Annotated in this window: 16 protein-coding genes; 9 read left to right on the forward strand and 7 right to left on the reverse strand. The window is 51.0% G+C overall.

Annotated features, from left to right (window positions below):
- Positions 1 to 143 precede the first annotated feature (143 nt).
- The 5 genes from lapD to IB214_RS04750 all read right to left on the reverse strand — a co-directional run bounded on the left by lapD (position 144) and on the right by IB214_RS04750 (position 6,777).
- The gene (gene lapD / locus IB214_RS04730; RefSeq protein ID WP_117343163.1) at positions 144 to 2,078 is read right to left on the reverse strand and encodes a cyclic di-GMP receptor LapD; all 1,935 of its coding nucleotides are present in this window, start codon (positions 2,076 to 2,078) and stop codon (positions 144 to 146) included.
- A gap of 9 nt (positions 2,079 to 2,087) precedes the next feature.
- Positions 2,088 to 2,708, reverse strand: a complete 621-nt coding sequence (gene lapG, locus IB214_RS04735) for a cysteine protease LapG (RefSeq protein ID WP_117343164.1) — start codon at positions 2,706 to 2,708, stop codon at positions 2,088 to 2,090.
- A 74-nt stretch (positions 2,709 to 2,782) separates the two neighbouring features.
- Complete coding sequence (locus IB214_RS04740) at positions 2,783 to 3,676, reverse strand: transporter substrate-binding domain-containing protein (RefSeq protein ID WP_117343165.1); 894 nt, start codon at positions 3,674 to 3,676, stop codon at positions 2,783 to 2,785.
- Positions 3,660 to 4,592: a transporter substrate-binding domain-containing protein gene (locus tag IB214_RS04745; RefSeq protein ID WP_117343166.1), complete on the reverse strand. Its 933-nt coding sequence runs from the start codon at positions 4,590 to 4,592 to the stop codon at positions 3,660 to 3,662. Before IB214_RS04745 ends, IB214_RS04740 begins: the two co-directional genes overlap by 17 nt.
- Positions 4,585 to 6,777: an EAL domain-containing protein gene (locus tag IB214_RS04750; protein ID WP_117343167.1), complete on the reverse strand. Its 2,193-nt coding sequence runs from the start codon at positions 6,775 to 6,777 to the stop codon at positions 4,585 to 4,587. The genes IB214_RS04745 and IB214_RS04750 overlap by 8 nt, the downstream gene beginning before the upstream one ends.
- A 621-nt stretch (positions 6,778 to 7,398) precedes the next feature.
- Here IB214_RS04750 and IB214_RS04755 point away from each other — a divergent pair.
- From IB214_RS04755 to IB214_RS04795, 9 genes are all read left to right on the forward strand, one after another.
- Positions 7,399 to 9,591: an EAL domain-containing protein gene (locus IB214_RS04755; RefSeq protein WP_117343168.1), complete on the forward strand. Its 2,193-nt coding sequence runs from the start codon at positions 7,399 to 7,401 to the stop codon at positions 9,589 to 9,591.
- A gap of 65 nt (positions 9,592 to 9,656) precedes the next feature.
- The gene (locus IB214_RS04760) at positions 9,657 to 11,747 is read left to right on the forward strand and encodes a Cache 3/Cache 2 fusion domain-containing protein (RefSeq protein ID WP_117343169.1); all 2,091 of its coding nucleotides are present in this window, start codon (positions 9,657 to 9,659) and stop codon (positions 11,745 to 11,747) included.
- Entirely contained in the window at positions 11,744 to 12,811 is a 1,068-nt protein-coding gene (locus IB214_RS04765) for a chemotaxis protein CheB (protein WP_117343170.1), read from the forward strand. Before IB214_RS04760 ends, IB214_RS04765 begins: the two co-directional genes overlap by 4 nt.
- Entirely contained in the window at positions 12,808 to 14,220 is a 1,413-nt protein-coding gene (locus IB214_RS04770) for a protein-glutamate O-methyltransferase CheR (RefSeq protein WP_117343171.1), read from the forward strand. Before IB214_RS04765 ends, IB214_RS04770 begins: the two co-directional genes overlap by 4 nt.
- An 11-nt stretch (positions 14,221 to 14,231) precedes the next feature.
- Entirely contained in the window at positions 14,232 to 16,358 is a 2,127-nt protein-coding gene (locus IB214_RS04775) for a response regulator (RefSeq protein ID WP_117343172.1), read from the forward strand.
- A 22-nt stretch (positions 16,359 to 16,380) separates the two neighbouring features.
- A complete protein-coding gene (locus IB214_RS04780; RefSeq protein WP_117343173.1) occupies positions 16,381 to 16,737 on the forward strand; it encodes a response regulator in 357 nt (118 codons plus the stop codon).
- A 15-nt stretch (positions 16,738 to 16,752) separates the two neighbouring features.
- The gene (locus IB214_RS04785) at positions 16,753 to 18,438 is read left to right on the forward strand and encodes a diguanylate cyclase (RefSeq protein WP_115257615.1); all 1,686 of its coding nucleotides are present in this window, start codon (positions 16,753 to 16,755) and stop codon (positions 18,436 to 18,438) included.
- Complete coding sequence (locus IB214_RS04790; protein WP_096755949.1) at positions 18,435 to 18,959, forward strand: chemotaxis protein CheW; 525 nt, start codon at positions 18,435 to 18,437, stop codon at positions 18,957 to 18,959. Before IB214_RS04785 ends, IB214_RS04790 begins: the two co-directional genes overlap by 4 nt.
- Complete coding sequence (locus IB214_RS04795; protein ID WP_096755950.1) at positions 18,943 to 19,302, forward strand: hypothetical protein; 360 nt, start codon at positions 18,943 to 18,945, stop codon at positions 19,300 to 19,302. Before IB214_RS04790 ends, IB214_RS04795 begins: the two co-directional genes overlap by 17 nt.
- A gap of 74 nt (positions 19,303 to 19,376) precedes the next feature.
- On the opposite strand, the gene IB214_RS04800 is transcribed toward IB214_RS04795, so the two are convergent.
- Together IB214_RS04800 and IB214_RS04805 are read right to left on the reverse strand one after the other, a co-directional pair.
- Entirely contained in the window at positions 19,377 to 20,999 is a 1,623-nt protein-coding gene (locus tag IB214_RS04800) for a serine hydrolase (protein ID WP_117343174.1), read from the reverse strand.
- A 90-nt stretch (positions 21,000 to 21,089) separates the two neighbouring features.
- Complete coding sequence (locus IB214_RS04805) at positions 21,090 to 21,812, reverse strand: cysteine hydrolase (RefSeq protein ID WP_117343175.1); 723 nt, start codon at positions 21,810 to 21,812, stop codon at positions 21,090 to 21,092.
- Positions 21,813 to 21,943 lie beyond the last annotated feature (131 nt).

Here is a 21,943-nt window from a genome sequence, read left to right on the forward strand (position 1 = left end):
CTGCAGACAACGTAGAAAATGCCCGGTGGCGCAGGCTTACCGGGCCTACAAAAATCATAACCATTTGATTTTATAGGCCAGATAAGCGAAGCGCTATCCGGCAAAAGCAAGCAAAACAACGGTGCCCAGACGGCCTGTTTTCATCACAGCGGTGCGGGCTCGCCTAACAGCTGTCCCATTGCGCCATCCACGCCCAATTCCTGCAACACCTTAAGCTCACCTGCGGTTTCAACGCGCTCGGCAATCAGCGGTAAATCAATACTGCGGGTGGCGTTACAGAGCACTTCAATAAACAAGCGCTTATCTTTTTCTTTGTCGATATGGCGGATATAGCTGCTGTCGATTTTCAGATACGCCAGGCCCCACTGTGACAGATGACCAATCATATCGAAGCGACTGCCGAAGTGTTGCAGGCCCAGCGAGCAGCGATATTGACTTACGGCTTTAACAAACATCGCCATTTGGTTCGGCCCAGGTAGCTGGTTTTCATCCAGCTCGAGAATTAACCGACCGGCCAGCTTTGGTGCGTATTTCAGCGGATTTAACAGGTCGGAAATGGCGCCAGCACTGGTTACTGAACTGCCTGAGATACTCAGCGCTAACTTACCGGGGGCGGTTTTCAGCTGATTTAAGGTTAGTTTTAACATGACCTTGTCCAGACGATGACTCCAGCCAAAGCGGTGGATCCACGGCAGGAAACGACCGGCGTTAATGGTATTGCCCTGCTCATCAACAATGCGCGACAGCACTTTGTAATGCAGGATTTTATCCGGTTGATGACAATCGACCACGGGCTGATACACCAGCTGAAATTGCTGATTCTCCAGCGCGTGCTCCAGACGCACAAACCATAAATGCTGATCTTCGCTCGCTGTGGCGACCTCTGTCGTTGGCACGACCTGATGGTCGGTATGCGTTTCCGCTTCGACCAGCAGACGATCGGCCTGAATCAACAACGACTGCGGACTGTCTCCGGCGCTGAAGGGCACCATGCTGCAGTAGGCGACCGGCTGTTGATCTGACATTCCGGTGGCATAAAATGCCGTCAGTTTTTGCGTCAGCGAAGTACGCAGTTCCAGCATCTCACCGTGCGTGACGCCGGGGCAGAGCAGGGCGAACTCGCCGCCCCGAATGCGGGCGAGCGTGCTGTCGAGCGGCGCGTATTTGGCTTTGTGTGCATTCAACAGGTTGGCGATATTCAGCAACAGCTTATCGGTATGCGGGCCGCCAAAACGCTGGTTCAGCCCCCCCAAATCCTGAACGCGAACCAACATCAAATAGCCCGGTGCGGTATCCGCATCGCTCAGTCGCGCCTGCAACTGCATATCAAATGCGCGGCGGTTGGCAATACCGGTCTGGCTGTCGAGATAGGCCTCATTGTGCAGGCGCTCGCTGTAGATAGCCTGCTCTTCAAAGAGTGATTTCAGCTTGGTCGCCATCAGGTTCATGGCTGCGACGACCCGGCGCAGTTCCGGCGTTTTTGGCAGTTCAGGCAGCGTCAGGAATTCGCGACGGGTAATCGCTTCTGATTGTTTCGCCAGATAGTTAAGCGGGCGCAGCAGTTTACGCAACAGCATAACTCCCGCCAGCAGGCAGGCCAGACTACAGGACAGCATCCACACCAAATTGCCTACAGTGCTGCTCCACAAACGTTGCACCGCAAAGATGGGGTCACTGGTGACCTCCACGCGGGCGGCCTGCTGCCAACCGCGCATAATGGTGGCATTGCCCGTTTGCGGGACCACATCCACCAGATCCACAAACCAGCCGGGTACATCCGGGATCGACGCCGCCGCGTGACGTTCCAGCATCGTTGTACCGTTGGTCAGATCGACGATGCGGATTTTTTGATAGTAACCACTATCAAAAATAGAGCTCACCATCAGCTCGATCATCGCCGGATCGTTGACGTTCGGTGTGAGTGAAACCCCCAGAGCCGTTGCCGCATCCTGGGCATGCGCCAGCAGCTGGTTGTTGTATTGATGGCGGGAGCTTTCCAGCGTCACAATAAAACTGCCGCTGAAGACAATCATCATGAAAAGAGAAATAGAAAAAAGTAACTGTTTAAAAAGTGACACTGACGTTCCCTATTTATCTATCGGGAAGCCTTCTTCCCGCATTTTGGTGAATACTTGCTGCCAGCGAGAAAGTCTCTTGCTGTCCCCAATACGTTTTGTGTTCTGGTTGCCCGGCAGCCACAGGCCGCTATCGTTAAATGAGTACACCGGTAATAAATCCTGACGCTGGCTGGCCGGTGAAAGGGTGTTTGTCAGACTATCGAGAACCAGAGGGATGGCGTCAGGCGTGGCATACCAGGTCAGTACCATATGTGCGCGGTTTAAACGTAGGGCTTTAACGTAAGTGATACGCAGCTTCTCTTCGGAAACACCCAACTGCCGCAGCGTGAAATATTTCGCGATGGCGTAGTCTTCGCAGTCCGCTTTACCCTGGCGCAGGGATTCCACAGGCGTCGCCCAGTAGTCGACGTTGTGCCAGACGTCGCTATCCTCGGCGTAACGGAGCTGGGTATTAAAAAACAGATTTACTGCGCGCAGCTGTGTTTGCTCATCGGCATGGCGCAGTTGAATTAAGAGCTGTTGCCAGGCATTGATGCGCTGTTGTGCCGCTGCGCTGGCGGGGCCATAGAGGACATCGGACTTCTGCATGATGGTGGCAAAATCCCACGCCGCGCGCAGCGAATTGACCATCAATAGCAACAACAGCGCCCCTGGGATCTGCCAGAGGCGAAGTAAGCGAGTGAGTGAACAGACGCTTATTTTTTTCAAGGGTGATGCTGACACTGTGTAGGTGGCTGATTTCCCGTATGTTTACAGGCATAAGGCGCCAGCCATTTTTTGCGCAGCTGTACATTAATAGGGGAAGCGAAAATGGTTTTCAGTGAACTGTCGATGAACGCCACAAACTGCGGATCGTTTTTGCGCATCATAATGGCATAGTGCATATCCGCGCCGATGGTTTCGGCTGACACGCTGAATGTGTCAGGCAGTTCACTCTGATTAATCAGCGGCCAGGCCAGGATATCATCGATAAACAGCGCTGCAGATTCATTCTGCGCCATTTTATTAAACGCCCCGTTTATCGTGGTAGTGGTTATTGTTGAAATATTAAGATGCTGTTCCCGGTTCGCCTTGTTGAATTCCAGCAAATCTTTTGAACTGCCTGTCAGGCTAACCGTTCGTCCTTTTAAGTCAGCCAGGGAATGAATATTGTTTTTACGTAAAGAGATGATGCGCATTTTCGCGATGTAGTAGTTAACGGAAAATGAAACGCTGGAGGTCCGCTCTGGCGCGTTAGTATTTACGCCACAGTCCATGTCTATTTTACGTGTTTTTAATGCAGAAAAGCGTTCCGCAAAATTCACCGGAATATAATGAATGGTTAAGTTATTGAGCTTGAGATACTGCCGCAGTTTGTCCGCAATCAGGTTACACACCGCAATGGTATACCCCGTTACCTTGCCGTTTTGGTCGGTAAAGGAAAACGGCGGCAGCTGGCGATAACCCACGTTCAGTACGCTGCTGATTTGTATGTGTTCCAGCGTGGCGGCATTCTGCTGCGCCATCAACACAGGGGACACGGTGAGGCCAGCCAGTAAAATCAGCCCCTGCGCCACACGTTTTATCCGGGCCATCTCATGCTTAATTATATTTTTCATAATCAAAACCGATCTTCTTTTTTGCTGACGTTAATGCTTTCAGATTATCTGACATGGGAATATTTAAATTGATGGCTTTCGGCGGTATTGGAGACTGAAACCATTTATTGTACAAGGTCGTAAACTCACCGCTGGTCATCAGAGAAGATAACGTGTCATCCACAAAAGCTTTAAATTCTTTATCGTGTAAAGGGAGCAGCAGTCCCGCCGGAAGTGGCGCACTGAGCGCAATACGGGATAGCATATATTCATCCGGGTTGGCGGCCTGCGCAATCATCCCTTTTAATAATACGGTGCTGGAAATCAGCGCCGGATAGGCGCCGCTCTGAACGCCATTGAAGGCGACGTTGTTGTTAGTATCCAGCTCAATATTAATGTTAAGCGCGTTGGCGGTATTAATTTTCTGTAGTTGCTCAACGTAAACTGTGCCGCTTTTTACCAGCACGCTGTGCCCGGAAAGTGCTTGTAGATTGCCATTATAATCATTCCTACGCATCACATAGCGAGTGCTGGAAAAGTAAAATGGCAATGAGAATTCGCTAATGCTGTGGCGACCCTTCGAATAAAAAGCCGGAATGCACATGATATCGGCCATGTGTTTTTTAATGAGCACAAACTGAGATGCCGAGTTTGCGCGCACCCATTGCGTTTTCAATGTTTTAAGCTGTAGTTTGGTTTTCAGCGCAGCGACGATATTTTTACAGATATCAATGGAATAGCCAGCAGGTGACGTACCTTCCTGGTACGAGAAAGGAAAGGCATCATCCTGGTAACCGAGGGTGATAGTTTTCATACTGGCAATCTTCTCCAGCGTGCTCTGCTCGGGCAAAACATCCGTCGCGCAGCGTGCAGAGAAGGGGATTAACAGCGCAGCGGCAAGCACAATACGCGTTGCCAAACGCAGGCGATTAGTCATGCATAACCTCTTCTGCAAGGGCTTCATCGGCAAAAGCAGACAACACGTCACGCTCGCGCAGCGGATAGCTGAAGAAATATCCCTGCACATGTTGGCACTTAATTTTGCGCAAAATGTTGCGCTGGAGCGGTGTTTCCACCCCTTCCGCGGTGACGGAGATATTGTACTTTTGCGCGAACTGGATAAGCATCACAATCAAGTACTGGCTGGCATTATCCTGCTCTAATTTATCGATAAGCGTGCGGGCAATCTTGATGCGCGTGAAGGGATAGACCAGCAAATAGTCCAGCGCGGCGTAGCCTGTTCCCAGATCGTCCATTGCGATGTCGATCCCCATCGCGCGGATCTCTTTCAGTACCGGGAGGGCAATAGACTGATCCAGTTTCTCGGATTCGGTGATTTCAATTTCGAGTCGATTGGCTGACAGTTGGCTGGTGCGTAACGCTTCTTTGATGACGTCGACCAGCCCTGGGCTGTGTAGCTGGTTGGCTGACACATTGACGGCAATGCGGATGTGTTCCGGCCATTTTGCGGCGACGGCGCAAGATTGGCGAATGACCCATTCACCTAAACGCACAATCAGGCCCGAGCTTTCAGCAATATTGATAAAGTAATCCGGGTAAATCAGCCCTTTCGTCGGGTGATTCCAGCGGATCAGCGATTCGTAGCCGTGAACCGTTTCATCCTGCAGATTAACGATGGGCTGGTAGTAAAGTTCGAACTGCTCGTTATCAATACCATCAATAATTTCCTGATTAATGAACAGGCTGTGGCTCTGTTTCATCACCATGCCGTCTTCGAAGAAATGGAAGCAACCGCGGCCATGGTGCTTGGAGGCATACATGGCCAGATCGGCATTGATCATCAATGTTGAGGTATTATTGCCCTGATAAGGGGCGCTGGTAATGCCAATGCTGCAACTGATAGAGAACGTGTGGGTGCTCCAGCTAAACGGTGTGCTCAGCGCGCGCAGAATACGTTTCGCCAGCCGGTTCGCCTCTTTAACGGCGTTGTCGCTGACCTGTTGCAGAATCGCAAACTCATCCCCGCCCAGACGTGCCGCCATATCGTTTGGCCCCAGCAATAATTGCAGGCGCTGCGCCACGTTGATTAACACTTCATCGCCGGCTTTATGGCCGAAGGTGTCGTTTACCGGCTTGAAGTTGTCGAGGTCAATCAACAGCAGGTTGAACGGTTTCTCTGCCTGCTGGACTTCACTGACGCGTTTATCCAGCGCCAGTCCGAAAGAGACGCGATTGGGTAAGCCTGTCAGCGAATCATGATGGGCCATATGCTCCATCTTTTGCGACATTTCATGCATGCGCTGTAGATAGCCGCGTTCTTTCATCGCGACGCGCAATTTTTCAATGGCGCTGGCGAGATGTCCAATCTCATCATCCTGGTCAAGATAGGGGGTGACAGAGTCGGTTTCTTCGTGGGCAATGCGGGTAATGGAGTTAATCAGCAACGGAACCGGGCGGAACAGACGGCGCATGAACAGCGTCACCAGCGTCAGCGTTGCCAGTAAAATGAGGACGAAAATGATACTGCTCTTTTTCAACATCGCATCATAGGCAGCGTACAGATCACTCTTCTTACCAATGCTGCTTATCAGGCTGCCGAGGATTTCACCTGAGGGCGTCAGAACAGGGACGGCGCTGATGAAGCACGCTTCGCCGTTGATCTGGGCAAATCCGATATAGTCGTTGACCAGCACATCGCGTGGCAAACGCCCGGCGAAGGAGATTACCCCGTCGCCCTCTTCAGACTTATTGTTGATGCCCACGAAACCTTTATCGGGCGTATACAGGAACATCCAGGTGGGATTGTGCGTTTGCGCTGAGGCCAGTGCCAGAACGTCTACCGGGTTATAGCCGGTCTGAATAATGGAGTCGGTATCGCCAAGCTGTCTGTCCGAGACAATACGGGATATTTGCCCCGTGTCGCGGGTTTCAACCGAAACGGTGGTATACACGCTGCGGATGATGTAGGTCATGATCTGGGCGTTGGCTTCTGCTCTCTGTACCCACTGCTGATAAGAAAAGTTGTCGATCAGGCTCCAACTGGTAAAGGCACCAGCACCAAACGCAATAATGATCCCCGCCAGCAAAAACTGTGTTATTTTGCCGGTGATCGAATGTTGCCATCCTTTTATTGCCTTTAGGGAAAACAGAGACGTGGCCACGGATTCTTTTTAATTCCTGAAAATACACATATATGCTGAATTAAATTTCTTTTATGACTTAATGAAATAACAGTATGGGTATTTTTGTTACAAGTAAGTAGATGAAAGGTGTGAAACTCTCAGGTACAACATTTAATTAACACTGGAGCTGAATAGCTAACGATAAAATAACGGTGTATAAATATAAGGATCGCTGTACATTTCGTCAACAGGTAAAAATGTACATTAAAACACAATTTCATTCAGTGGTGATGTGTCGTATTAATGTTGACATTAATACCTGTAAGGAATGTTTTTTGTACACACGTTAAAGATGTGCGGTGGATACGCTGGCGTCGCTGTATTTTTACACTATTAATCAATTGATTAGGTGGCTTATTAACTGGTGAGATAAAAATAAAAATATCATGATATGTCCATTTTTATCTATAAATGATGGTTTATTTTCTGATGCGATATGAATAAGATGCACGCTTCAATGTAGAACCTTTTTTATTTTCTCAGTGTGCGGTTAATGTCATCAATTTTACAATGGTTAATGACTGGCCCAAATGGATTTGTTTGCGACATTAGAATCTGGATTAAAGTCCTATTGGTATAGTGTATAGCGGATAAATTGATTTGGACGCAATAATAAATACAAACACTGCAAAAATCACTCGTGAATGGTGTCTGCCGCTTGCTATTCCTGGCCTTTTTTATCCACTGGCACACTATCTTAACGGTTACTGCATTCTTAATAATACTCTATTAACCGTTTACGATCTCAAATTAGCCGTATTTTCCGCCGCATTGGTTCTCTTTGGTTATCGGGTTCTGCCGGGGATAATGCTGTTTCTGGCGGTGATGTTTTGGGTTGGTCCTGTAGGCGAACACGTGGACGCGTTGTGCCTGACGGCGGCATCGACGCTGAGCTATGCCATTTATCGTAAAGTGACGGGCAGACGCAGTAGCGCCAGCTTTAGCCGGATCACCATCAGCCTGAATCGTATGATTTGGCTCTGCGGCTACAACATTTTGCTGTATCTGCTTTTCAGCAAAATTTTCGCCTTTGTGGTTCCCCACAGTCAGCGATCGGATGTGGCGAACCTGCATATTATGAGTCTGGAAATGCTGGTGCGTGTCCAGGGACTTGCTAACGGTTGCCTGACGGGGATCCCCTTTTTCTACAAAGCATTTCGCATCCTGCGCCGACCGTCCTGGTTGTTTACCTTTATTAAGTCGATCGGCGAACAATGCAAAGGCAATGTCACGGTATACGGCGTCATGGCGTGGTGCACCGTGCTTATTGGTCTGATGCTATGTTTAACGTCGCCCTATAACTCGAATATTTTCTTCTCATTCTACAGCCTGATCCTGCTTTTCCCGTTGATGCTGTGGGGAGCTATTAAGATTGGCCACTCATTTACGATGCTAGTGTGGACGGTGGTATTAATTATTCTGGGCAAGCATAACGATAATTATATCGCCAGCGATGAGAGTTTCATGCTGCACCAGGCTATGGTTTCAACGCTTATTTTTATCTTTTCACTCACCATTGTGATTATGGGCGCGCTGGCAAAATTTACCCGTCAACGATTTAGCCAGGCTCTGGTATTAGGTCTGACCGACCCGATGACGGGCATGGCAAACTTGCGTGCGCTGAAGACGGAGCTGTTTACGACCGAACATGCGACGGTGTGCCTGATTCAACTCCCCGAACTGGAGCTTTTTTCCCGCCGCTACGGTTTTCATTTTCGTACCCGTTATCAGAAAATTTTGGCTGAGCATTTGCAAAAGCACTTGGTCGAAAGTGAGAAGGTCTATTATCACGCCGGTTATGATCTGCTGATCAGGCTGGAAAACTGTACCTGGGAGCGGTTGTGTGATTTATACCAGGCCGCTAACGGTTTTCGCCTTTTTCATAATAATCAGCGGCTGGGGTTTCGCAGTGGTTTGGGCTATTGCCTGATTCACGATGTGAGCGATGACATCTATCAGTTGGTGGGGAAACTGGGCATGGTCGCGGGGTTGTCTCTGACCAACGGCAGACCCGAAAACCTGGAAACGCAACATAGCCGCATGCTTGGCAACCATATTGTGGATAAAACCGATATTCGCACGGCGTTGCAAAATGCGTTGGATAACAATGCGTTTGTGCTGATGGCCCAGCCTATTGTCAGCACCCAGGGCGAAGAACACTATCATGAAATATTGATTCGCATGTTAAACGATAAGGGTGAATTTATTTCGCCAAACAGTTTCCTGCCGGTGGCGCATGATGCGGGGCTGGCACCGGAAATCGATTTATGGGTCATCGAAAATACGCTCAAAGCCATGTGTCACCATCCACAGCGTTGCTTTTCTATTAACCTGGCACCGGTGACGGTGTGTCGTTCAAATATTGTCTCGAAGATCACCCAGCTCTTACAGGAATACGCCGTCGCGCCGCAGCGCATTATTTTTGAGATTACCGAAGCGGATACGCTGTCCGATAAACAACAAACCGTAGAAACGCTGCGTTTAATTCGCCAATTAGGCTGCCGAGTGGCGATTGATGATTTTGGTACCGGGTTCGCCAGCCATGCGCGTTTGATGAATATCGAGGCGGACATTTTGAAAATTGATGGCTCGTTTATTCGGCGGATCACGGAAAGTGAAATCAGCTACTACATCGTTGAATCATTCTGCCGCGTTGCCGAAATGAAAAACATGCAAGTCGTCGCCGAATTTGTGGAAAACGCCAGTATTCAGGCATGCCTGGAGCAAATGAACGTGGGGTGGTTGCAGGGATATCACATTGGTAAGCCGACACCGCTGCTCACGCTGAAATAGCGTGGCGCCAGCACAATTCTGACTCAAAAAAAGAACAGCGCCTTCTCAGACAGAGAATAAAAAATATGAGTGACATGATTAAAGTAAAAGAACGCCCGGCGGCCATATCTTCAGACGGACCCACTGCACGAGTGCTCGCCTGGCTGCACAGTATTCACCTGGGTGTCGCGATGAAACTCGGCATGATTCTGGTGGTGTGCATTGCCACGCTGCTGATTGGCGCCTCTTTTATGTTATCGAATTATCTGTCCAGCGAGCTGCAGGTTAATGCGCTGGAAATGATCAAAACCAACACCCGTATTTTCCACAACAATATCTCTAATGAGTTTCAACGGGTTACCCGGGATGCGGAACATTACAGCAATGTTTACATTAATAATTATCAGAATGTAGCCAATAAGCCACTGCGCTCTATGGACGCGTCTGAACTAAAAGCCGTTTTGAGTAACCCCAATACAAACGACCATTTCACCGAATTAACCAGCGTCTTTGCCAGTACCTTTATTCTGCAGGGCGAGCAGTTTGTTCGCGTCAGCAGCACGTTGCTGGCCAGTTCCGGTAACACGGCGACGGCAACGGTATTGGGGCGTGATAATCCGGCATTGCCATTACTACTGAAAAATAAACCGTTTTCAGGTGTGGTCACGCTGTTTGGTAAGCAGTTTATTAGCCACTATGAGCCGATTGCCGATAAATATGGTCAGGTGATTGGTGCCGTGGCGGTCGGGTTTGATGTCAAACAGACCCTGCAACCGATCATCAGGCAGTTATTGGATGTGCATATTGGTAAAAATGGCTACGCCTACGTGCTGGATGCCGGGTTCGACCCCGGGCGTATGTTGGCGCACCCTTCGCTGGCTAACCAGCAGGCGGTGAATATTACTGACGCCAACGGTTATAAGCTGTTTGCCGATATCCTCGAACATAAAAATGGCATCACCTACTACAACTGGGTGAGTGGTTATGGTGTCGCACCTAAGACCAAAGTTGCCGTCTATGAGTACATTGAAGGGATCAACTGGATCATCGCCACCACCAGCTATGTGGATGATGTCGCCAAGAGCAGCAATCTTGTGCGCAATGGCCTGTTGCTGTTCACCGCGTTGCTGTTGCCCATCATTTTATTGCTGATTGCGATTGCCAGCCGCTTCCTGATTTCACGCCGTCTAAACCGTGTGCTGAGAATTGCGCAGACCATCGCGGAAGGTGACTTAACGGTGGATGTGCAGGTCGATCATCCTGATGAAATTGGCGAACTGCTCGGCGCGGTAGAAATGATGCGCCAGCGCCTGCACTCGCTGGTGGGGGATATGGTGTCTCATGCGAACTCAGTGCACCAGGCATCATTGCACATCACCGAGGCGGTAGACGGCCAGGCCTCAACCAGCGTGGAAACCTCATCTTCAGTGGCTGAAATTACCTCCACCATGGAAGAGCTGTCGGCCTCTTCCACCCAGATAGCCGAGCATTCGCGGGCGGTGGTCGATATTGCCAACCAGACGCTTGAGGATTGCAATAAAGGATCGGATTCGATGTCGCAGCTGCTGATGCGTATGACGGATATCGACAACGATAACCAACAAAACATGCGTGAAATCATGATGCTCGGCAACAAGTCGACGGAAATCAGCCGCGTGATGGTGATCATTAACAGTGTGGCGGATCAAACCAAACTGATCGCCTTTAACGCCGCGCTGGAAGCGGCCAGCGCCGGAGAAGCCGGGAAACGTTTCTCCGTGGTGGCGGCTGAAATCCGTCGTCTGGCGGATTCAGTCACCGAATCGACGGTTGAAATCGAGAATAAAATTAGTGAAATCCAGAACGCGATTAATCGCCTGGTGCTGAACGCGGAAAAAGGTGGCGAGAGCATAAAATCGGGGACGAGGGCGTGTCAGCTGAGCGCTGAGCACCTGAATGATATCGTCGTTACCGCAGAGCAAACCTCTACGGCGGCGCTGCAGATCTCGCTGTCTACCCAGCAGCAGAAAACCGCCAGCAATCAGGTGGTCATGGCGCTGCGTGAAATTGTTGTCGCCAGTAACTACACGTCGCAGTCGATCAAAGACATTCTGATTGTGAGTCAGGATATGACACAGCTGTCGAAGGCGCTGAAAGAGGCCTCTGCATCATTCACCCTGATGGATATGGATGCATGAGTAGCCGCGGTATTCGGGTACTGATCCTGGATTTGGGCAGCGTGTCGCGCAACCAACTGGTCAAGCAACTGGAAGATCATCCACATATTTCGGTGGTTGGGCAGGCGGCCCATCGCCGCCAGGCAATGCGGTTGTTGCAACAGTTAGGGCCTGATCTGCTGATCCTGACGCTGGAAACGTCGACCGCCGATAACGTCGAGATCGTCGAAACCATCATGGCGACCAGCGCAATCCCTATCCTGGTCATGCATTTTGGTGGTGAAAATGCAGGCGATGAGGATTACATCTCTCGCGGGGCGCTGGCGGTGTTGCACTATAACTACGACTCCCCACTCGCCATCCGTACACTGCATCGACAGGTGGAACTGCTGGTGGGCGTGAAGGTCATCCGTCATATCAAGGGGTTACGCTACCCTGCAGAACCGAGTGTGTCGGGCACGCGATTGGCAATGGAAACGGTTGAGACCACGGCCGACTGGCCCTATGTGCTGGCGATTGCCTGTTCGACCGGTGGGCCGCAGGCACTGAGCAAACTGTTGCAGGATTTACCCGGTACGTTCCCGTGTCCGGTACTGATTGCCCAGCACATTGCCGATGGTTTCGCCAAGAACATGGTGCACTGGCTGGACAGCGTAACCGATCTGAAGGTACGGCTGGCGCAGGATAATGACCCGGTGGAGGCCGGAAATGTCTATATCCTGCCACCGGAACAGCACCTGATCGTCAAAAGTAACCAACGGCTGGCGACGGTTCCACGACAAGAAAGCGACGTGTATCACCCCAGCTGCAATCTGTTATTGGAGTCGGTCGCTGAGGTGTTCCGCGAAAAAGCGGTCGGGCTGATCATGACCGGAATGGGCAGCGATGGATGTCGCGGCATCGAGCTTATCGTCCAGCGTGGTGGGCGAACGCTAGCGCAAGATGAAGAAAGTTCGGTGGTCTTTGGTATGAACAAGAACGCGATTGATAAGCAGCTCATACACCGCACGATCCCGCTGAATGGCCTCGCGAAGGTGCTGCTTTCGATGGCAGGTCACGGGCATTTCGAGAGTACATTGCCATGATACCCAACCTTCCAGAATATGCCCGCTTGATCAAAGAACGGGTGGGTTTGCACTTTGATAATGCGATGGAAGCGCTGCTGAAATCGGCGCTGAGTCAGCGCATGGCTGAGCGTAATATCACTGATTACTATGAATACTATGAAAAACTGCGGTTGTCGCAGGACGAGTTTGATCGCTTTATTACCCTGATTACGATTAACGAAACGTATTTTTTCCGTGAAAGCGACACGCTGGATTTAATCTGCGAAAAATGGGTGCCGCGCATCATGCAGCAGCGTAGCGGTCCGGTGCGTATTCTTAGCGCAGGGTGTTCATCAGGGGAAGAAGCCTACTCGCTGGCCATCAAACTGCATGAAAAGTACCAGGATGGGATGGCGGAACGGGTTGAACTCTACGGCTGTGATATTGACCCGGCAATTCTCGCGAAAGCCAGAAATGCCAGCTATTCCAGCTACTCGTTTCGTGGCGTCGATCCGTTAATTCAGCAGCGCTATTTTACCCGTACGGGAAACCAGTTTCGGCTGCATGACGCCATCCGTGAAAAAGTGTCATTCCACCGCACCAACATCATCAAAGAGCAACTGCTGCCGGAAGTGGACATTATTTTGCTGCGCAACGTGTCTATCTATTTCGACACGCCGACCCGCCGCGAGCTGCACGCAAATTTGCAAAAGATGCTGCAGCCGCACGGCGCTCTGTTCTTCGGCAACGCAGAAACGCTGGCGAACAATTTCGATATCCTGAAGCTTGAGCAGGAAGAGAGCATTTTCTATTTTTGCCACCACGCTGAATCTCCTCGGGTGGTGCCAACACCACGGGCTACGCCGCGCGCGACCGTCACCGCCTCCGTTGTTGCCGTCGAGCCTGCCGCACCCGCGACGCTTAAGTCTGACGACTGGCTGAAAAAGGCGCGTGCCTGCCTCGATGAAAAACGTTTTTCCGATGCTGAAAAGTGTATCGCCTGCGTATTACGCAGCGATCCAGGCCATCAGGATGCGCTGCTGATTCAGGGCGTGATTGCGCTTGAGCAGAGAGAGTTCTCGCAGACCACCGGCAATGCGCAAAAGATCCTCGCCCAGGATGAATGGTCGGCAGAGGCAAAAATGTTGCTCGGTCTGGCGATGATGTGGCAGCACCAGACGCAGCAGGCGATTGCCTGGTTCAAACAGGTGGTCTATCAGGAACCGGGTTACTGGCCCGCGCATTATTATCTGGCCGAAATGTATCGCCAAAGTGAACTTCACCAGCCCGCGCAGCGGACTTATCGCGTGGTGATGCAATTACTTAACGATGAAATCAACAATCCTTCAACGGTGTGTCGTCTACGTTTGCCGATGGTCTTTCCCGGCACGACGTTTCGCTTTCTGTGTGAACATCAACTGGCGCAATTCGCCCATCAAAGCGGGTAATAAGAACGATTATGGCTATCGATCTGAAAAAATTCGTTCTGCGTTTTATTGATGAAGGGAGAGGTCATTTGCAGACGCTCAGCGAGGGGGCCTTTCTGCTCTCCGCTGGGGAACATACCGATGCCGGGATAGGTGAGATGTTTCGTGCCGCGCATACCCTGAAAGGGGGCGCACGGATGCTGAAACTGCAAAGTATCGCCGATGTCACGCATCACCTGGAGGACGTCCTGAGCGAACTGCGGGAAAAAAAACTGACGCCGGACCGGGCGCTGGGCAACCTGATTCATGAAGCGGTGGAGTATCTCTCAAACCAATTGACCCAGCTTTTTGTTAGCGCAGGGGATAACCAGCTGCCGCCTGCGGATGCGGGGCTGTGTGAACGTCTTGCCTGTGCGAGCCGTGGTGAAGCCGCTACGTTGGCGGTGGAGGCGGTTATTCACGCGGACAAACCCGCGCCGTCGGCGGCATCGATTACCGTGGACGGTGGCATTAAGCAGGCTGACTTCGTGCGCGTCAAGCTCAACAAGCTGGATGATCTTATCGACATTCTGGGGGAAGTGGTCGCCGGTCATGACCGCCTGGAACAGCAGATACAGAACCTGAGTCACATTGTGCCGCGGCTGTTAGGGCTAAGCGCAGAGCAGCTTCGTCAGCAGATCCGCGATTTCAGCGCCCAGTTAAAAGAGAGCGTCCAGGTTCAGCATTTGCAGATGTTTGAACTGTATGACGTGGCGGCGCGGATCCGCATGCTCCCGCTTTCCACGCTCTTTGAGCCGATTTCATTGCAGGTGAGTGAGCTGGCCTCCACGCTGAATAAGCAGGTGGTCTGCCGCTTTGTGGGCGGGGAAGTGGAGATTGACCGCCAGCTTATTGACCGGCTATCGGAGTCGCTGACGCATCTACTGCGCAACGCGGTCGATCACGGCATTGGTGACATTGATGAGCGGTTGGCGCTCGGTAAATCCACGCGCGGTACGATCACCATCACTACCCAGCAGGATGGCAGCGGAATATTACTGCGGGTGGAAGATGATGGCCGTGGGCTGAACTATCCGGCCATCAGCGCGAAGGCGGTCAGTAGAGGACTGGTTCCCGCGTCGATGGCCGGGCAGCTCTCCGAGCAGGAGTGCAATGAGCTTATTTTTCATCCCGGTTTTTCAACCAGCAAAATCGTTTCTGAATTGTCCGGTCGCGGCGTCGGTCTTGATGTGGTGCGCAAAACGGTGGTAACCGATTTGCAGGGGGATTTGCAGGTGTACAGTCGGCAAGGTGTCGGAACGAGTTTCACGCTGCGTCTGCCGGTATCACTGACAATGATGCGTATCCTGCAATTTGAAGAGCAGGGACACCTGTTTGGGTTGCCCGCTCAGTACGTGGTTGAGGTGGTGGAGTACACCCCGGAAGGGATCAGCGATATTGCCGGGCGCCCGGCCATTATTTTGCATAACGAGTTTATTCCGGTGGTTTGCGCAGGCCTGCTACTCGGTATACACGCACGTCAGGGAAGCCGTTCTCCGGCGGGGCAGCGCTTAATCATTGTGCAGAATCAGTACAGCAAGATGGCGCTGCGGGTCGATAAGTTGCTCGATGAGCGCAAGATGATGATCAAACCGCTACCGAAGCATATGCAACAGCAATCGCTGGTATCCGGAATGGTCCAGACGCCGGAGAACCAGCTGGTCAGTATTTTGCAAGTTCCGGCGTTAATGGCGATGGCGCAGCAATCGCGACAAACCAGTACGCCCGTAAAACCGGTGAGCGTGGCGCAAAACGCCTGGCATGTGCTGGTGGTTGATGACTCGCTGAATACCCGCGAGATAGAAAAAAATGTACTGGAAGCGCACGGCTATCAGGTGACGCTGGCGGAAGATGGGCTGTCAGGCTTGCAGAAAGCGAAACTGACCCAGTTTGATGCGGTCCTGACGGATGTCGAAATGCCGTTTATGGATGGTTTTACCTTCACAAAATCGCTGCGTGGCGAGAAAAACTACCAGCACACGCCGATTATTATCGTGACCTCCCGCGCCAAGGAAGAAGACCGGCGGCGCGGTATTCAGGTAGGCGCGGATGCCTATATTGCCAAGGGCGATTTCGAGCAGGACAGCCTGATAAAAACCTTAAAAATGCTGTTGTGCTGAGGGCACAACACCGAGAGAGACGATGCGAATTTTATTAGTTGATGATGATCTTTTTGCCGCTGAACTGGCATCCGTCTTCCTGGAAATGGACGGCTACGAGGTGGTGATTGTGGAAAGCGCCATCTCTGCCTTAGCGTGCCTGGATTCGGATAAAACACTCGATCTGGTGATTAGCGACCTGCATATGCCAGAGATCAGCGGACTGGATCTGCTGGCGCTGCTGCGTGCCCAGGGCTGGTCTAAACCGTTTATTTTGCTGAGCGCCAATGAAGTGACGGCCAGCGATGTGCCGTATGATCGCTGGGTGAAAAAAGATGAAAATCTGGCGGAAAAACTCGGCGCCGCGGTCAATGCGCTGCTGCAGCCTGCTACTGAATAAGTCAAAAACCTCACGATGAAACAAGAAAATAAGCACCTTGCTATGGCTGCCGCTCAGGAAAAAATCTCACGGCTGAGACAGGGGTTTTTACGCCGCATTCCCGATATGCTGGCACAAGCGGACAGGCTATTGGTGCAACTGGTCGCCGAACCCAGCGAGGTTTGTCGTAAACAGCTGCATATTTTGCTGCACAGTATTCACGGGTCTGCCGGGTCTTTTGGCTTTGCTCCGCTCGCTACTGCCTCCGCGGAAGGTGAGCGATTACTCACCGAGCCGGAGCAATGCACATTACATTGCGATGAGCTGCGGAGGATCCTCCGTTGGCTGTATACCCTGACGCAAGAACAGCTCAGTCTTGAGCATCGTATCAGCGACACAGGCTTCAAATTACCGAACCCTGAGGAGCGTCCAGAGGAGGCGTTTGTCCGCCGTACCAGTAAACCGATCTACCTGTGCGATGATGACCTCGATCAGGTTGAACTGCTCGCCACCCAACTGCGCTGCTTTGGTTTTACCTGCCATGTCTTTGCGAATACCGAGGACTTTACCCAGGCCGTACTGGCGCAACCGCCTTCCGTGGTGATCATGGATGTCAGCTTTCCGGACAACGCCTACGGCGGCCCGCTGACCATGTCGGATCTGAAAAAGAAAGTTGGCACCGCTTTCCCGGTGCTGTTTCTCTCCTGTCACAGCGACTTTACGGCGCGCATTAACGCCATAAAATCGGGCTGCGACGGCTACTTTGTTAAACCGGCGTCTATCACCGATTTAGTGCAGGAACTTCACCGCTTAACCCAGCCGTCGCTAAAGAAACCCTATCAGATCCTGTTGATTGACGATGAGCCAGCGGTCGCGGAATACAACGCGGAAATGCTGCGGATGGCGGGAATGGACGTGCATGTGCTGGAGAAACCTCAGTATTTGCTGCATGTGCTGAACGCCCAGCCGATTGATCTGGTACTAATGGACTACCACATGCCTGAGTTTAGCGGCGTGGATCTGACCAAACTGATCCGCCAGATCCCGCAGCACATTGGCCTGCCGATTGCCTATCTTTCCAGTGAAACTAATAAGACGGCGCAGTTTGGCGCCATGAGTATTGGTGCTGAGGACTTTATCCTCAAACAGGCCGATCCTCAGGGATTGATCCATGCCGTGTCGATCCGAGCGGAAAGAATGCGCACCCTGCGCGCCCGGATGTCGCAGGACAGTTTGAGTGGGTTATACAACCACTCGACGACCACCCACTTTCTTAAAAGCGCAATCGCCGAATCTAACTACAGCGGTAAACCGTTCTGCATGGTGATGGTGGACCTGGATCATTTTAAAAATATTAACGATACCTACGGCCACGTCGTCGGAGACCAGGTGATTGTCGGCATCTCGCAGCTGTTTTCCCATCGTTTACGCAGCACCGACATCGTGGGCCGCTACGGCGGGGAAGAATTCGCCATCATCATGCCGAATACCACCAGCGAAACGGCAGCCCTGGTAGTGGAACGTTTACGCAAGGATTACGAGCAGGTCGCGTTCTCCGTTAATGATACCTATTTTCACAGTACCTTCAGCGCTGGTATCGCGCAGTGGCAGTTTGGCGATCGTATTGAAACGCTGCGTGAGCGTTCCGATCAGGCGCTGTATGCCGCCAAGCAAAAAGGCCGCAACACCTTCTGTATCGCTGAAGAAAAGGAGAGGGCATGAGTCCACAACTGGAGCAGATCCTGGCGCTGAATCATGGTGAGAAACCCGAGTGTGAAAGCGTCGATGAGCCGCAGTGCACGCTGGTGTTATTTCAGCTGGCGGATAAAAACTTTGCTTTCTACGGCGCGCAGATAAGAGAGATCCTCGCGGAACGTCCTATCTCGTGGGTACCCTGTTGTCCGCCGATGCTTGAAGGCGTGATCAACTATCGCGGGCGCGTGGAGTCGGTCATGAGGCTGGACGGCCTGATTGACAACCCCGTGGCTAACGCCCTGGGAAAACGGACTATCCTGATTGGCTGCGGTGAGAGGATGCAAAGTGGCATCCTGATTGACAGATTGATTGATGTTCTTGAGGTGGTGGAAAGCCAGATTCATTTACCCGGTGATTCGCTGCCTCCGGCACTACAGCCGATTGCGGTCGGGGTGGTCAAGGTGGGCGACACCTGGTTCACCCTGCTGGATCTGAATCTGGTATTTGACCGTTATCAGGAGACCTGTGGTGATGACGCAACCCGTTAACCTAGCGGCCGTGCGCATCCGCATGGGAACGCAGGAGTTTTACATTCCTGCAAGCCAGGTCCGTAACTGCTCGCGGGTGACGCACGTTTCACCGGCTATCCCGCGCTTTAGCCAGTGGCTGGGCATTGCCGATGAACCGCCAGAGGGCGGACATTTGCATTTTTTTGTTCCGCCAAGTGGTGTTGATACTGGCTGGTACTTATGGGGGCAACTGGAGAATGTCATGCTCTCCAGCGACATCATTTTTGCGCTGCCTCCGCTGCTGGCTCACAGCTGTCGCCTGCCCGCGTTACGGGCGCTGGTGGGGCGCGAAGCGCTCAGCCCGCTGTTGAGCTGGGGCTGATAAATTAGCGCTTTATATGCTGCGGGGCAGGTTCTGACCTCGCAGCGTGGGGGCGTTGAGAATACTAAATCCAGTTACTGGATATAAACATCTACAGACCGACTGACCAGATTAGTCATGAAATTATCAAGACTATCAACGGTCTTTTGGTCCTGGATACCATAAATTTTTGCCACGTCATCAAGGTTTTCATAACTAACCCAAACCCGACCAATCTTATCCTGCCAGACGGAAACACGTAACGGCAGATCAAGCGATATGCCCTGTTTATCCTGCATCAGTTTTGTACCGACTTTAGGATTACCAAATACCAGGACTTTCGTTGGTCTGAGGTTCATGCCAGCGCCCTCGGCATTTTTCTCATGATCAATCTCGGTGAATAACGGAACACCTTCACTATTCAGAATGGTCTTCAGTCGGGAAATAGTCTCATCGACAGAGTATTTACTCTCTTGATTTTTGATTTTCTCTGAATTTAAACCAGAATTCAGTCCGGTTTTGTAGGCTTCGGCAATATCACGTGCCACCTGGGTCATGTCGACACCTTCTTTGTTGGTCAGTATCGTCACGCAAACCAGTTCATCACCGGCGGTAAAGCGGCTCAGATAGGCGCTGAAACCAGCGGTCGTTCCTTTGATTTCAAGGAAACCAGGATGACGGGTAAATTCCCAGCCAGCCATAGCGGGCACGACTTTGCCGTTTTTCAGTTTTGCGGGGCTGTAGATAATATCGCGCAGCTGTTTATCTTTAACTAGCGTGCTGCCTGCAAGACCGATGTCCCATTTACTGATGTCTTCAGCTGATGACCACAAGCCGCCGTACGCGTACAGGTTATCGGTGGCGATAGCGCTGACCGGCTCCAGTTTTTCACCCGCGGCGACATAACCGGTTGCGGGTTCAACCGGGTTGATGTAGGCGATTTCTGCTTTAAATTTAGCGTGTTGGTTGTGTTGCTTGTCGGGTGTTGGGCGATCCAGATAGGCTTTCGTTGGCATATCCTTCGCGAACTGTGTGCTTTGCAGGCCTAATGGTTCAATTTGGTATTTGATAACGAAGTCTTCATAATGCATTCCGCTGACGTTTTCGATAGCCATCCCTAACAAAATAAAGTCGGTCGCACTGGCGTTGATATCAGTACCGTTTTTAAATTCGAGTGGTTTATTTTTGACAAGATCAACCAGCTGCGCAGGTGTATATTTCTGCGCTTGTTTATAGCCGAAGGATCTGAAGTCGGGGATCCCGGAAGAGTGTTGCATTAACTCCAGTATCGTAATGTTATGCCAGCTTTCCGGTAAGCCGGGTATATACTTGCTTACTGGGTTATTAAGATTTAATTTTCCTTGCTCTACCAGCTGCATGACCGCTACGGCGGTAAAAGCCTGAGTGATTGGCCCGATACCCCACATAGTTTTGGTCGAAGCCAATTCATCATTGGTGAGTGTTGCCAGTCCATATCCAGCTGAGCGCGGGATATACGGAGCCTGAACAATCGCCATGGATAAACCGGGCAGATTATTTTTCGCCATCACCTCGGCAATCATCTGATCGATATATTTACCGTTTACTTTTAACTGTGGGTTACCACGATTAACTAAGTAGGTTGTCTCGTTCGAATTAGGAGCGGCAATCGCCACGGAGGTTGAAACGGACATGGAAAGTAAAATACATGCCGCAATCACCTTTAACTTAAGCTTCATGGAGGGGTTCCGTTTTATTGATTTTTCTGTGCAGTTGTTAGCGATAACTGCACAGCAAATAGATAATGATATGAAAGGTGCCGGTAGTCGTTACTTAGCTGCGGCTTTTACTGTTTCAATCGTCTTTTCAGTGTCCCATAAATCATTAGCAATAATACGGTAGTTGGTGAGTGCGGCGAGATAACCGTCACCTTCCGGAATTCGTGGCCCTGCCGTGGCGTCTTTAACTACGACAACCTCAAAGCCTTGCTCAATCAATTCACGCAAATGGGATTCAATACACAGATTGGCGGCCATACCTGCCAGAATGACCTGGGAGATGCCACGTTTTCTGAGTTGCAGCACCAGATCGTTGGTTTCTGGTCCAAAAATTTTATGCGGTGATGTAATGACCGTTTCGCCGTCATAAATATAGGGTTTAAACTGCGGCATAAAGTCAGCACCTGAATTTTCGAAATTATCCACGTTCAGCGGTCCCTGACGATCAAACATTCCCGTGCTGTGCATAAATGTTTCGCCTGGTGCGGTCGATACCCATTTATGATCATGTGGGAAATAATAATGTGGAGAGACAAATACAGGAAGATGCTGTTCTTTTGCCAACTTAAACAGCGCTTCCAGGTTTTCTACGGTATTGTTTTCGGTGATGCTGTCTTTAAATACTTCCCAGCCAATTCCCTGCGGACTTAGAAAATCAACTTGTGGATCAACTACCACCAATGCAGCAGTCTTGCTATTAAGTGTAATACCTTTACGTGGTAATCCGTAGGCTTCTGGTTCCGAATATATTTCGGACATGCTCATCTTGCTCATAAAAATTTACCTGTTTGTATTTATTTATATCTGATGTGATAGTTACTATCGTCGCGATAAATAACGTCGGTAAATATGGCATGGTTTCAGAGGGAGTGAGTTGCTCAATACGCTGATAAAATTGTCATTGC

The organism is Citrobacter sp. C1 (assembly GCF_014596895.2).
GTDB classification, from domain to species: domain Bacteria; phylum Pseudomonadota; class Gammaproteobacteria; order Enterobacterales; family Enterobacteriaceae; genus Citrobacter; species Citrobacter gillenii.

What these genes read in the sequence shown, in the direction of transcription:
- lapG (WP_117343164.1), bottom strand. Translation starts at nt 2,708, where the DNA reads ATGGTCAATTCGCTGCGCGCGGCGTGGGATTTTGCCACCATCATGCAG.
- IB214_RS04740 (WP_117343165.1), bottom strand. Translation starts at nt 3,676, where the DNA reads ATGAAAAATATAATTAAGCATGAGATGGCCCGGATAAAACGTGTGGCG.
- IB214_RS04745 (WP_117343166.1), bottom strand. Translation starts at nt 4,592, where the DNA reads ATGACTAATCGCCTGCGTTTGGCAACGCGTATTGTGCTTGCCGCTGCG.
- IB214_RS04760 (WP_117343169.1), top strand. Translation starts at nt 9,657, where the DNA reads ATGAGTGACATGATTAAAGTAAAAGAACGCCCGGCGGCCATATCTTCA.
- IB214_RS04765 (WP_117343170.1), top strand. Translation starts at nt 11,744, where the DNA reads ATGAGTAGCCGCGGTATTCGGGTACTGATCCTGGATTTGGGCAGCGTG.
- IB214_RS04770 (WP_117343171.1), top strand. Translation starts at nt 12,808, where the DNA reads ATGATACCCAACCTTCCAGAATATGCCCGCTTGATCAAAGAACGGGTG.
- IB214_RS04775 (WP_117343172.1), top strand. Translation starts at nt 14,232, where the DNA reads ATGGCTATCGATCTGAAAAAATTCGTTCTGCGTTTTATTGATGAAGGG.
- IB214_RS04780 (WP_117343173.1), top strand. Translation starts at nt 16,381, where the DNA reads ATGCGAATTTTATTAGTTGATGATGATCTTTTTGCCGCTGAACTGGCA.
- IB214_RS04785 (WP_115257615.1), top strand. Translation starts at nt 16,753, where the DNA reads ATGAAACAAGAAAATAAGCACCTTGCTATGGCTGCCGCTCAGGAAAAA.
- IB214_RS04790 (WP_096755949.1), top strand. Translation starts at nt 18,435, where the DNA reads ATGAGTCCACAACTGGAGCAGATCCTGGCGCTGAATCATGGTGAGAAA.
- IB214_RS04795 (WP_096755950.1), top strand. Translation starts at nt 18,943, where the DNA reads ATGACGCAACCCGTTAACCTAGCGGCCGTGCGCATCCGCATGGGAACG.
- IB214_RS04800 (WP_117343174.1), bottom strand. Translation starts at nt 20,999, where the DNA reads ATGAAGCTTAAGTTAAAGGTGATTGCGGCATGTATTTTACTTTCCATG.
- IB214_RS04805 (WP_117343175.1), bottom strand. Translation starts at nt 21,812, where the DNA reads ATGAGCAAGATGAGCATGTCCGAAATATATTCGGAACCAGAAGCCTAC.